This window comes from Mesobacillus sp. QJM3NY_10 (genome assembly GCF_056173465.1).
Genome location: NZ_CM149675.1, coordinates 3875010 through 3888996, shown reverse-complemented (window position 1 = coordinate 3888996; position 13987 = coordinate 3875010). Strand labels below are relative to the sequence as shown.

The 13987-nt window shown below is 42.5% G+C and carries 7 protein-coding genes; all 7 read left to right on the top strand.

The annotated features are described in order from the left end of the window. Positions 1-10: 10 nt before the first annotated feature. Complete coding sequence (locus AC0VX7_RS19660) at positions 11-1864, top strand: sensor histidine kinase (RefSeq protein ID WP_475425538.1); 1854 nt, start codon at positions 11-13, stop codon at positions 1862-1864. Next, on the top strand, positions 1857-3368 hold the full coding sequence (locus AC0VX7_RS19655; protein ID WP_475425537.1) for a response regulator transcription factor: 1512 nt from the start codon (positions 1857-1859) through the stop codon (positions 3366-3368). Before AC0VX7_RS19660 ends, AC0VX7_RS19655 begins: the two co-directional genes overlap by 8 nt. Positions 3369-4092: 724 nt before the next feature. Continuing rightward, positions 4093-4899 (top strand): glycoside hydrolase family 16 protein, encoded by an 807-nt coding sequence (locus AC0VX7_RS19650; protein ID WP_475425536.1) that lies wholly within the window; start codon positions 4093-4095, stop codon positions 4897-4899. Between the two features lie 19 nt (positions 4900-4918). After that, a complete protein-coding gene (locus tag AC0VX7_RS19645; RefSeq protein ID WP_475425535.1) occupies positions 4919-6253 on the top strand; it encodes a GH1 family beta-glucosidase in 1335 nt (444 codons plus the stop codon). Positions 6254-6279: 26 nt separating this feature from the next. Further along, entirely contained in the window at positions 6280-9459 is a 3180-nt protein-coding gene (locus tag AC0VX7_RS19640) for a cellobiose phosphorylase (protein ID WP_475425534.1), read from the top strand. A gap of 18 nt (positions 9460-9477) precedes the next feature. Then, the gene (locus tag AC0VX7_RS19635) at positions 9478-10812 is read left to right on the top strand and encodes a glycoside hydrolase family 30 protein (RefSeq protein WP_475425533.1); all 1335 of its coding nucleotides are present in this window, start codon (positions 9478-9480) and stop codon (positions 10810-10812) included. Positions 10813-10929: 117 nt separating this feature from the next. Continuing rightward, positions 10930-13881, top strand: coding sequence for a carbohydrate binding domain-containing protein (locus AC0VX7_RS19630; RefSeq protein WP_475425532.1), 2952 nt, complete (start codon positions 10930-10932; stop codon positions 13879-13881). Positions 13882-13987: the final 106 nt, after the last annotated feature.

Below are 13987 nucleotides of genomic sequence, written 5' to 3'. Positions count from 1 at the left end.
TGTGAAAAATATGGATTTTCAAAAAACAATGAACAAAGCTGTAGACCGACTTTCCCTGCAACAAAAGCTTATTGTCTTATATATCCTTATTATCATTATTCCTATTATCATTTTCATTTCTATTTATTCCAGCAATGTGTATGACAGGGCAATCAATGAAATCAGGATTAAAAGTGAAAATGCTCTTGAAATCGAGAAAATCCATATTAAAAACAATATTGAATCCATGAGACGAACGGCTCAAATGGTCGTGTCTGATATAGAATTCATAGACTTTGTTAAAAGCAGGAACGAAGCAAATATTGATCAATTAATTGATTTCAGAATGAACGAGTTGTCGAATGTGACAAGGCTGCAGGCTAACAACCCAGCGATTGAAAATATCCGCCTGTATACAACAAACCCATATATAACCGAGATGTGGCCGATTCTCTTTAAAGAGGATCGAATCATGGAAAAGCCATGGAGAGAAGAGGTCATCAACAGGAATGGGATGGAGGTATGGTGGTTCGACCAGCAGACCGATGATGTCCTTGAAAGACTTCCATCGCAAAACACAGCAAAAATTTCATTGTTACGGGAATTGGATTACCCAAAGGATGAACATTTAGGCATCATTGAAATCAATATGTTCCTTAAAAACTTTTTCCCCAAGATGTTCGGAACGGTACAGGACCCTGATTCGGTCTATGTGGTCATTGATAAGGATAACAACATGATCAGGAATTTCCAACACACCTATTTTGAAGATGAGGGAATTGACACTGAAGATCTGAAACTTAAATTCAACGAATCAAAACATGAAGGTACTGGCAGTTTTCAATTTGAAAACAAAGAAACTCCGTATCTTGTCATTACTGCCTATATTGATGATTTGGATGCCTACCTGCTGAATGTTATTTCACTGGAAGGCCTTTATGCTGAAACGGCAAAGACTAGGAATGTTATTTTCAGCGGCATCATCTTCCTTGTTATTATTCTTTCTTTTGTCACCTATGTATTGGTATTATTGCTCCTGAAAAAAATGTACAAATTGAAAGATTCAATGAAGCAGGTAGAACAAGGCGACTTTTCTGTAGATGTTGAAATTGATGGACAAGATGAGATTTCAGAGCTGGCATTTCATTTTAAAAGTCTTCTTGGTAAGATGAATGGATTGATCGCCGAAGCTGTCAATAAGCAGGCAACAGCAAAAGAAACAGAATTAAAGGCGTTGAAAACCCAAATTGATTCGCACTTCCTATACAATACATTGGAAAACATCAAGATGATGGCAGAAATAGAAGGGCAGTACCCTATTTCTGATGCCGTGACTTCTCTTGGTGAAATGATGCGCTACAATCTTAAATGGAAGAATGACTTTGTAGTGCTTGATGAAGAGTTGAATTATATAAAGAACTATGTAGACATTATGAATTTGCGTTTGGATGGATCACTAACCTTGAATATTGATGTTCCCCATGAACTGCATGACCAGGAAGTTCTGAAGATGTCATTGCAGCCGATTATTGAGAATGCCATTAAACATGGAATCATTCCAAACGATCAGAAAAACGAAGGCATCCTGCAAGTGAATGCGAGATGTTCAGAGGACTATATCATCATTGAGATCTTAGATAATGGTGTAGGGATGACAAAAGAGGAGTGTGAATCGCTCAACTTATCCATTCAAACAGGGGTAAAAAATCAAAATTCCGGTTCTAAAGGTGGAAATGGCATAGGGATTCACAATGTGAATGAGAGAATCCAGCTTTACTATGGAACGGAGTATGGAGTGTTTGTTACAAGTGAGAAAGGCGAATTCACAATGGTGACTGTAAAAATGCCTTGTAAAATCATGAAAGGAGGAAGCCAAAGTGTATAAAGTTCTTATAGCAGATGATGAGAAAAATATCCGATTGGGTATACAGGCAATGATCAAGCGGGAATTTCCAGATTTTGAAACATTCATTGCTTCAGATGGACAGGAAGCTCTTGATCGTATATTGGAAAATAAGCCTGATATCGTGATCACAGATATTAAAATGCCAAGGATGGATGGTATTCAATTAATCAAAGAGCTCCAACAGCAAGAAGAAATAGAAACATCGATTGTGATCCTCAGCGGATATGATGATTTCACGTATGCCAAGGAAGCAATCAAACATAAGGTAAAGGATTACTTATTGAAGCCGGTAAACCGGGCGGAGTTATTCAAAACTTTGAATACCATCATAGAAGAACTGGAAAACAGCCAGAAAATGACCTTCCAGCACCTGGATGATTATCGTGCGAGTCAACTGAATTACATTTTGCTTAATCCTAATATTCAACAGGAAGTTGTAGAAGATCTTTATAGGAAAATGAAAATAGAATCTTATCCGGACGGATACTATGTGGGAATTATTCAGCTGGATGGAGATATAGATGGAGAGGACTTCCTTAATAAGATCAATCAGCTGCTCCATTCAAGCATTGACAGTATTCCATTTCTTGATAAAGACGGCCGAGTGACAATTATTACAGCAAACTTTGAGCAATTTTCCATTCTGAAAGAACAGCTTGGCAGGGACAGGCATTCGATTTTTACCATTGGAATTAGCGAAAAGGAGCAGGATATAAGGGAATTCAAAAAAACTTATGGCCAGGCAGCCACAGCGATCAAGTATCATTTCCTTTATCCGCGTCGTCAGATCATTTTATATGAAAATATTAAAGAGAAACCGGACGTAAACTCTCTCCCGGCTGACCTGATCAATAAAATTTCCAATATGCTAGGAACTGAACGTGAAATGGAAATTAAAGCAATTCTGAGACAGGTTATGGACTTCGATGTCATTGCTCACAGCAGCATCAACTATCTTGAAAACCTTAACAAGGAAATCAATGAGACGATCTTTAAAGGTTTTTTCAAGCGGTTGGGGGAAGAATCTCTTGTAACGTTCGAGCTTTTAAATAAGATAGATAACATCTATAACTTTGAAAACTTCCATGAATACTTCCATGCCCTCGAGGATTTGCTAATGAGAATCCATGAATATAATAAACAGGTAAAAGCAGTGTATTCAGAGCAAAAGTACATGGATCGGGCAATTGCGTATATTAGGGAAAATTATCATAAGGATTTGAATTTAGCTGTAGTCGCTAATTACATTTCATTGAACTATTCCTATTTCAGCCATATGTTCAAGGAGTATATTGGCCAAAACTTCGTTGACTACTTGAAAATGGTCAGAGTAGAAAGTGCCAAGCGGCTGCTGAAAGAAACGGATTTTAAGATACTGGAAATAAGTGAGATGGTAGGCTACAAAAACCCTAAGCAATTTGCGAGGGTGTTCCGGGATGTTGAAGGGATTTCTCCAAAAGAATATCGGGAAATGAATGGATGAAGAGGGCTGAATTGGCTCTCTTTTTTCTGTTTTTAAAGGTATTACTACATTTGGGCCCGTATAAAACAAATTCCAAGAACAATACTGATTGCTCATTCTTTTATAAGGCTTCAATCTGTCCGGAGTCACCCCGGGTTCGGACAGAAGCTCGCTGGAGAGTTATCAATTTGTCTGAAGACACCTCAGGTTCGGACAAAAGATTGACGATGATGCTTCATTTTGTCCGAAGTCACCCCAGGTTCGGACAAAAGCTCGCGGGAGGAGCTTCAATTTGTCTGAAGTCACCCCAAGTTCGGACAAAAGCTCGGCTGTGCGCTATCAATTTGTCTGAAGTCACCCCAGGTTCGGACAAAAGATTGACGATGCGGCTTCAATTTGTCTGAAGTCACCCCATGTTCGGTCAAAAGGTCACCGGAGCAGCTCCAATTTGTCTGAAGTTGCCCCAAGTTCGGACAAAAACTCGTAATCGCGATAACAATTTGTCCGAAGTAACCACAAGTTCGGACAACTCAACGAAATGGCTCTATTTTGGCCGGCCTCACATAAAATTACCCACCTTTTTAGGAGTTTCTGGAAGTGCTTTCACGCAGAATTACGCTCTTCTAAAATATTGACACCCTAAACAAAATTCTCTATCTCAAGATGCAGGACTGGCACAGGTAGAATAGGTATTGAGATATATTTTGTTCGCAGCAACGAGTTTTTTCAGAAAGGGGCGGTTTAGGTGGAGTTAAAAAATCAGGGCAATATAAGCAAAGAAATGGTGACGCTTTCAAATTCTGAAGCGGAGTGGAAGTTAGTTTGGGAAGAGAATTTTAATCTTTCTGAGATAGATGAAAACAAATGGAATTTTGTTGAGGCCGGCACTGGCTTCGGGAATGATGAATCCCAGTACTATACAAGACGGAATGAAAACGCTCGAATCGAGAATGGCATGCTGGTGCTTGAGGCCAGGAATGAGGAGTATAAAGGGATGGATTACACATCCGCGAAATTGACGACCAGAGGCAAGGCAGCCTGGACATACGGACGATTCTCATTTCGGGCTAAATTGCCTGAAGGCCAGGGAATCTGGCCGGCAATCTGGATGATGCCAGAGGATATGGAAAAGTATACTGGATGGCCAGCCTGCGGGGAAATCGACATCATGGAGAGTATCGGCCATCAACCTGGTACAGTTTATGGAACGCTCCATTATGGCATGCCTCACACCTACACAGGAGACAACTTCACTCTTCCAGAAGGTAAGAAGTTCTCTGATGATTTCCATGTCTTCACCCTCGATTGGGAACCAGGCGAATTCAGATGGTATGTAGATGATCTCCTGTACGCAAGGCAGACTGAATGGTTCAGTAAGGCTCCGGAATCAGAGGAACAGCAAGCTGGGTTTGCACCATTCGACCGTGAGTTTTACCTCCAGCTGAATCTTGCTGTCGGGGGAAAATGGCCGGGATATCCTGATGAAACAACACAGTTCCCACAGCGAATGACAGTTGATTACATCAAAGTTTACAAGAGAGAAGATCAATAACATTTGAGGTGAGAAATGGATGACTAGATTTTCAAGAGATTTTATTTTCGGCACAGCAACATCGTCCTATCAAATTGAAGGGGCCTATCAGGAAGATGGCAGAAGTCTTTCTATATGGGATACGTTCTCCCGGACTCCCGGAAAGGTCTTCAATATGGATAACGGGGATATTGCATGTGACCATTACCATTTATATGAAAAGGATATTGAGATTTTAAAAACGCTTGGTGTGGACTCCTATCGGTTTTCGATTGCCTGGCCAAGGATTTTCCCAGAGCAGGGGAAATATAACGATGCTGGAATGAACTTTTATAAAAGGCTTATAGCACGCCTGATTGAAAGTGGAATCAAGCCTGCTGTTACTCTATACCATTGGGATTTGCCAATGTGGGCCCATGAACAGGGCGGCTGGACAAACCGAGAATCCGTGAATTGGTTCATCGAGTACGCTGAGAAATGCTTCGAGGAACTTGATGAGCATGTGGAAATGTGGATTACCCATAATGAACCGTGGTGCGCAGGTTTCCTCGGTTATCACCAGGGTGTACATGCTCCGGGACATACAAATATGGAAGAAGCACTTAAAGCTGTCCACCATATACTTCTGTCCCATGGTGAGGCGGTTTCCCTGCTGAAAGGCAAGTTTGCTTCAGCAACTCCGATCGGGATTACACTGAACCTGTCACCGACGTATCCGGCAAGCCATTCTGCAAATGATCAGCTGGCGGCTAATAATGCTGATGGCTATACAAACCGCTGGTTCCTTGATCCTGTATTAAAAGGGTCTTACCCTGTCGACATGATGAACCTGTTCTCCAAATACGTCCACTCCTTTGATTTTATCCAGGAGGGTGATTTGGAAAAGATTTCGATTGAGTGTGATTTCTTTGGAATCAACTATTATAATCGCAGTCTTGTTGAATTCAATGCAGCATCGGACTTCCTGTTCAAGAGTGCATACTCAGATTATTCGAAGACAGGAATGGGATGGGATATTTCGCCGGCTGAATTTAAAGAGCTGATACATCGCTTGCGCAAGGAGTATACGAATCTGCCAATCTATATAACCGAAAATGGCTCGGCGTTCGATGATCACGTATCTGATGACCATCGTGTCCATGATTCTGAGAGGCAGGATTATGTTGAAAAGCATATTCGGGCGGTTGCCGAGCTTAATGAAGAGGGCATGAACATCGCTGGATATTATTTATGGTCATTGCTCGACAATTTTGAATGGGCATTTGGCTACGACAAACGTTTTGGGATCACGTATGTTGATTTTGAAACTCAGGAAAGAATCCTTAAAGAAAGCGGTTACCGTTATGCAGAAATAATTAGGAACCGTTCAATCTAAATCCAATGACTTCGGAGTGATCAATTATGGAAAGATACCGCTTTGATGATAATCAATATCTTGTAATCGAGGAATTTGACCAGGCAAAAACATTCTCAAGCTTCCTTCCTGGTCTGGCAGGTTTATATGGAATACCAATCTGGGCGTTCTATGTCAACAGAGGGCAGGGAATCGTCAGCTTTGGTGTGCAGGATAAAAATCATGCTATAACTGAATTTTTCCCTGCGAACCAGGCATATCAGCGAGTAGGAACCAATGGTTTCCGCACATTTATCAAGCTTAATGGAAGTACCGTTTTCGAGCCATTCTCTTCATACGGCAGCAAAAAAGACCGAAAGAGAACGATGTCTATAAAAGAAAATGAAATGAAGCTGGAAGAAATCAACTATCAATATGGCGTGAAAACAGTAGTAACGTATTTCACGCTTCCGAATGAGAACTTTGGAGCTCTTGCGAGAAAGGTGGAAGTCGAGAATCTTTCTGATGGTCCGCTTGAACTCGAGGTCATTGATGGGCTTCCTGCAATCATCCCGTTCGGAATTGATGATGCTGCCTATAAAGCAGTGGGAAATACGCTGAAAAGCTGGATGGATGTATTCAATCTTGAAAATGGCATTCCGTACTACCGAGTCCGGTCATCAACGAATGATTCGGCGGAAGTTGAAGAGGTGTCAAAGGGGCACTTTTATTTAAGCTTTGATGATGAAGGCCAACTGATCAAACCAATTGTGGACGCGGATTTGATTTTTGGTTCGAACAGTTCGCTGTCTTATCCTGACGAGTTTGAGAAAGTATCCGTTAAAGAGGTATCAGCAGCTGAGCCGGTAACCTCCAATAAAGTTCCTTGCGGTTTCTCTGGTTTGGGCAGAGTGCTTGAGCAAGGTGGGAAGCTGAGTTTCCATACACTGATCGGCCATGTGAAGGACATTGAAATTATCAATGAAAAAGCAGCTGACATTAGAGCTGCCGGATATATGGAAAGAAAATACGAAGAAGCGCAAAGTCTTGTTACGGAGATTACGAGGGATGTTGAAACAAAGACAGCGTCCCCGCTATTTGATGCCTATGTAAACCAAAGCTACCTTGACAATGTGCTGCGCGGCGGTTTTCCAATTGAATTGGAGACGGATGATTCAGCCTTTACTTATTATGTTTTTTCCCGTAAACACGGAGATCTGGAGCGGGATTATAACTTTTTCTCGCTTGCGCCTGAATACTTCTCGCAGGGAAACGGTAACTTCCGTGATGTGAACCAGAACCGCAGGAATGATGTGTTTTTCCATCCTGAGACGGGAGGCTACAATATCAAGCTGTTCATGAGCCTGATCCAGGCGGATGGCTATAACCCGCTCGTTGTAAAAGGAGCAAGCTTTGAACTAAGAGATCAGTCTGATTGGGGATGGCTGGATGAACTGGCTCCTCTGAAGAATGACACTGAATTCATTAAAAAGAAGCTGAGCGGAACCTATACACCAGGCGATTTACTACAAACGATTTCGGACAGCGATATTCAGCTTACATCCTCACTTCCGGATTTCCTGAAAAAAGTCCTTTCAAGGAGCTCCCAGAACATTGAAGCGGAGTTTGGAGAAGGCTACTGGATGGACCACTGGACGTACAATCTTGATCTGGTTGAAAATTATTTGAAGGTTTATCCGGAAAATAAAGCGCAGTTATTGTTCGATGATTATAGCTACAAATACTTCCACAGTCCTGTATTTGTGAATCCGCGTTCTGAAAAATATGTACTGGCTAATGGCAAGGTCCGCCAATACGATGCCATCACTGAATTTGGTCATCAGCAAGGATCAAATTGGGTGAGAAAGCCTGACGGTGAATTTTTTACATCCAACCTTTACAGCAAACTGTTCTCACTGGCATTGCTGAAATTCTCCACATTGGACCCTTATGGAATGGGTGTGGAAATGGAAGCGAATAAGCCAGGCTGGAATGACTCCATGAATGGCCTGCCAGGAATTTTCGGTTCAGCAATGAGTGAGACATTAGAGCTGAAACGCCTGCTCGAATTTGTCATATCTTCTGGAGAGGCTGGTGAGCTGGAGATTACACTTCCTGCAGAAGTAGTCGATCTGGCTGAGTCAGTTGTAGAAGTACTGAATCAATTTGAAAGTGGCGAGCTGGATGATTACAGCTACTGGAATCAAACAGCCGCTGCCCGTGAAAAATATCGCGAGTTAGTGAAAAACGGCTTCGAAGGTACGGAAAAGAACATTGAGTTACAAAAGCTTACTGCTTATGCTAATCAAATGCTTCTTAAGACTAAAGCAGGAATTGACAAGGCAACGGAGCTTGGCAATGGGCTGATTCCTACTTATTTCTCTTTCGAAGCAGTTGACTGGGAAAAAATCGTCGATGACTACGGAAATGAAAAACTGAATAAAAAGGGCTTGCCGTTAGTCAAGGTCAATAGCTTTGAAGTGTCTATTCTGCCGCATTTCCTGGAAGGTCCTGCAAGGGCGCTGAAGACTGCAGACCATCAAACAGCCTTGTCGACATATCAGCATGTTAGAAACTCTGAAATTTACGACAGCAAGCTCAAAATGTACAAAACTTCTGGTTCTCTTGAAGACCAAACCTTTGATATCGGCCGCGCGAGGGCATTCACCCCGGGCTGGCTTGAGCGCGAATCCATCTTCATGCATATGGAATTCAAATATCTGCTCAGTGTCTTGAAGTCCGGATTATATGATGAGTTCTATGAAGATATCAACTATGCGCTGCCTCCATTTATGGATGCAGAAGTTTACGGAAGAAGCGTTCTTGAAAATTCATCCTTTATCGCAAGCAGTGTGAACCCTGATTCCAGTCTCCATGGACAAGGATTTGTTGCGAGGCTGAGTGGAACAACAGCTGAATTCTTAAGCATCTGGCAAATGATGATGATGGGGAAAAAGCTTTTTGACGTAAACGAAGAAGGTTTGACGTTGAAGCTTAAGCCGATCCTTCCTTCATGGCTTTTCGATTCAGAGGGCAAGGTGCAATTTACAATGTTGGGCAAGATTCAAGTAACCTATCACAATCCATCATTGAAAAATACTTTCGGTGAAGAAGGTGCAAAGACAGTAAAGTACTTACTCCATATGAATGGAGAAGAGGTTGAGGTTCATGGCGACCAGCTGCAAGAATCCTATGCAGAAGCTGTTAGGGAAGGAAAAGTTTCAAAGATAGATGTTTACCTAGATTAATAGATGAGGTGCTGACACATGGAATTAAAAATGATTCAGACGGCTAAGAATACCGGAGAACGTTTTGCTGACAAGGGCAATATTTCTTTTACAGATGAGACAGGCCAAGATCTTGTGATGAAGCTTGATCCAGAAAAGAAATATCAAACCTTCATGGGATTTGGCGGAGCTTTTACAGAAGCAGCTGCATACACACTGGCACAAATTCCCGAGGAAGAACGCGCAAAAATAATCGACAGCTATTTTAACCAGGAGACAGGTCTTGGTTACAGCCTTGGCAGGACCCATATTCATAGCTGCGATTTTGCATTAGAGAACTACACCTATGTGGAAGAGAATGACGTTGAATTAAAAACTTTTTCAATCGAACGCGAACAGAAATACGTATTGCCGCTTATCAAGGATGCTGTGAAGGCAAGAGGAGAAGAATTGACGATTCTTTCTTCTCCATGGAGCCCTCCGGCATGGATGAAAACAAATAATGAAATGAATAACGGCGGAAAGCTGAAGCCTGAGTTTTATAGCACATGGGCTTTGTATTACACGAAATACATCAAGGCGATGGGATCAGAAGGAATCCCGATTTGGGGAATCACTGTCCAGAATGAGCCGGAAGCAACCCAGGTCTGGGATTCCTGCAGATATACAGCGGAAGAAGAACGTGACTTTGTGAAAAATCATTTGGGACCTGTCATGGAGCAGGAAGGCCTGGGTGATAAGGAAATCATCATCTGGGACCACAATCGGGATATTGCTTATGAGCGGGCAAAGACAATTTTATCAGACGCTGAGGCTTCAAAATATATTTGGGGTACTGGGCTGCACTGGTATGTTTCTGAGGAGTTCGAGAACTTAAGCAAGATCCATGAAGATTTTCCTGATAAGCATCTGATTTTTACCGAAGGATGTATCGAAGGCGGAGTTCAGCTAGGCGCTTGGCATACAGGAGAACGTTACGCAAGGAACATCATGGGCGATATCAACAACTGGCTTGAAGGCTGGATTGACTGGAATATCGTCCTGAATGAACAGGGCGGACCGAACCATGTAGGCAATTATTGTGATGCACCGGTCATCGTCGATACTAAAACTGGAGAGGTTCACTATAACAGTTCATTTTACTATATTGGACACTTCAGCAAATACATTAAGCCGAACGCAGTTAGAATCGGACATGAACTAAACCATGAATCTTTAAAAGCAGTATCATTCCAAAACGAAGATGGCTCGATTGTTGCTGTTGTCATGAATGACGCAGACACAACTGAGTCCTTCTCATTATCGGTCGGAGGCAAGACTGCCAAAGCCGAGCTGCTTGGTCACTCAATTACAACATTCATTATAGAAAGTTAAGCTCTGCCACCTCCTTGTCATGACAAAATGTGATTTACGCTAAGTGATTAACATGTTAAGGAGGTGGTTTTTTAAGAAGTCTTTTAATGTTTGTAAAATAATGAAGGAGGAATTGGTATGAAGAAGTCCTTGGCTCTTTTATTAAGTGCCATGATGATTTTGCCTGCAGCCAGTATCGCAGCTCCTAAAGATCAACTGAGGAATGAAGAGCTGAAAATCAAACAGAACAAATCCGAATGGTCCCTCGTCTGGTCAGATGAGTTCAGCGGCCCGGAAATCGACCGCAGCAAATGGACCTATGATATTGGGAACTGGATCGTTGACGAAGATGGGAATGGAATCACCAATGGCTGGGGAAACAATGAAAAAGAGTATTATACGGATTCTAGTGAAAACGCCTTCATTGATGATGGCAAGCTTGTGATAAAAGCGAAAAAAGAGCAGGTTACAGATCAATTCGGCACCTATGATTATACTTCTGCAAAGTTAAAGACAAAAGGCCTGTTCAGCAAGAAATACGGACGCTATGAAATTAAGGCGAAGCTGCCTATAGGAAAGGGTCTATGGCCGGCGATCTGGATGCTTCCTGAGGAAGATAAATACGGGTCCTGGGCAGCTTCAGGCGAGATTGATATTATGGAGGCGTGGGGAAGCAGACCGAATACAGTATCAGGAACAATCCATTACGGCGAAGGCTGGCCAAATAACAAGTATACCGGCAAGGAATTCGAGCTTCCTGAAAACAGAGGAATCGACAAGTGGCATACATATGCGCTTGAGTGGGAACCAGGAGAGCTGCGCTGGTATGTTGATGGAGAACTCTATCAAACTCAGAACAAATGGTATTCAAAAGGAACGGATAATGCTGCAAACTTCTCTTATCCAGCACCTTTCGACCAGGAATTCTATTTAGTTATGAACCTTGCAGTTGGCGGATGGTTTGACGGGGACCCTGATGAAACGACGAAATTCCCTAGTCAAATGGAAGTAGATTATGTCAGGGTTTACGATTTGAAAAAACGTGATTACCGTGAGCCAGTTGAGCCAGTGGCAGGGCCTGTTGTGCTTCCTGAAGATGCAAAGCAGCCTTTGGAAGACGGGAACTTTATTTATGACCAAAACTATGAAAAGCCGATTACTGTTGTAGATCAGTCTGGAGTAGAACTAGATCCAGTGTATTGGAACTTTGTGAAGTTACCGGAGTTTGGAGGCGCTGGAAGCTTAGAAGTGGAAGAGATTAATGGCAAGAATTTTGCGAGAACAGATATTGAGATTCCAGGTTCTCAGCTCTACTCCTTGCAAATGATCCAGAACCTTTCTCTTGGCAATGGCGGGAAATATAAAGTCAGCTTTGATGCTAAATCAACGGAATCTAGGAATATCATGGTCAAAGCTGGGGCTGGACCTTCTCGAGGCTGGGTGAAATATTCGAATGAAGAGTCGTTTATACTCTCAGACGAGTTTCAACGCTATGAATTTACTTTTGACATGCTCAATGAAACAGATATCGCGTCGAGGCTTGAATTCAATCTTGGCGGGAACGGGACGAATCCTGTCTGGATTGGTAATGTAAGAGTCGAAGATATCACCGGGGCTGCTGTAGACGAAGATGCGGTCAAACAGCCGTTGCCGAATGGGAACCATGTGTATAATGGCACATTCGATCAGGGTGGCATGGATCGGCTGATGTTCTGGAATTTCTCAGTCGGCGAGGCAGCTGCTGCAAATGCATCTGTTTCTGAAAACGCTCGAGAGCTCCATGTGGCGATTGAAGATGGAGGCAGCCACCCTGAAGCAGTCCAGCTTAACCAACAAGGGATGTATCTAGTTAAGGGAAATGATTATAAGGTTACTTTGAAAGCAAGAGCAGACGAACCAAGAACGATTCAAGCCAGCCTTTTGAGTAAGGACGGTGGAGTTGATTACTCAGGAATTAAAACAATTGACCTCACTTCCAATATGGAAGAGAAAATAGTTGAATTTACAATGCCAGAGGATGTTTCTGATTCAGAGGCTCAACTTGTCTTTAATTTTGGTGACGGAAATGGCGATGTTTACATGGATGATGTCATCATGCTGAAAACTTCGAACATCCCGGATTATGGAAATATCGATTTATATCCATTGAAAAATGGTGATTTTTCAGAGGGATTGTTATCATGGGGAAGTTATGTACACTATGATGCTGGTGCACAAATCACGCCGGCAAATGGCGAAGCAAAAGTGGCGATCGGCCATGAAGGCAATGAAACATGGAGTGTCCTTTTGGAACAGGGGAATTTAAGTCTTGCTAAAGGAGTCTTATATGAGCTTAGCTTTGCCGCTCGTTCTACAGTGGAAAGAAAGGCTGAGGTTACGGTTGAAAACGTTGCTTACACAAGATTCTTAAGTGAGTCCATAACACTTAGTGACCAAGTGCAGCAATACACATATGAATTCACGATGCCTGTCGATGACATTGCTGCCTTCAAGATGCTGCTTGGCAAAAATGCTCTCTCGCCAGTTGGCGCACATGATGTATTCATAGACGATGTGGTGTTAAAGGTTAAAGATGCACCGTCCCAGCAGGAACCTGGTCAGGAGCCCGAGCCCGTTTCCACACCTGGTATTGATAATGGAACCTTTTCAGATGGAACAGAAGGTTGGACCGCATGGTGGGGAGACCAGTGGAACGGTATCGCAGAAGGGAGTATATCTGCTGAAACCGGAGAACTGAAGGTTGCTATTTCGAAGGTTGGCGGTGAATCGTATGCTCCACAGGTATATCAAAAGGACTTGCTTTTTGAAAATGGTGCCAGCTATACAGTCGAGTTTGATGCCAGGGCAGACGTGCCGAGGAAAATGAATGTCAATATCGGTAAAGAGCTTACAAGTGACCCTTGGTTTATTGGCTATATGCCAACGCGAACAATTAATTTAACAACTGAAATGACTAGTCACAGCTTCACCTTTGCCATGACTGAAGAAACCTATGCCGATGGCAAGATCGTATTCGAACTTGGCGATATTTTAGATGGCAATGCGGCAACAACTGTCTATCTCGACAATGTACGAATCACAAAAAATTAGCGGATGGACCGACTTGGTCGAAATAATTGGGAATGTGGTCGAATAATCTTAAAATCCGCCAATAAAACTCAAAAAGTGGTCGAATTATTTTGAAATTCGCCAATAA

Coding starts and splice junctions, on each gene's coding strand:
- AC0VX7_RS19630 (WP_475425532.1), top strand. CDS start 10,930: ATGAAGAAGTCCTTGGCTCTTTTATTAAGTGCCATGATGATTTTGCCT.
- AC0VX7_RS19635 (WP_475425533.1), top strand. CDS start 9,478: ATGGAATTAAAAATGATTCAGACGGCTAAGAATACCGGAGAACGTTTT.
- AC0VX7_RS19645 (WP_475425535.1), top strand. CDS start 4,919: ATGACTAGATTTTCAAGAGATTTTATTTTCGGCACAGCAACATCGTCC.
- AC0VX7_RS19660 (WP_475425538.1), top strand. CDS start 11: ATGGATTTTCAAAAAACAATGAACAAAGCTGTAGACCGACTTTCCCTG.
- AC0VX7_RS19640 (WP_475425534.1), top strand. CDS start 6,280: ATGGAAAGATACCGCTTTGATGATAATCAATATCTTGTAATCGAGGAA.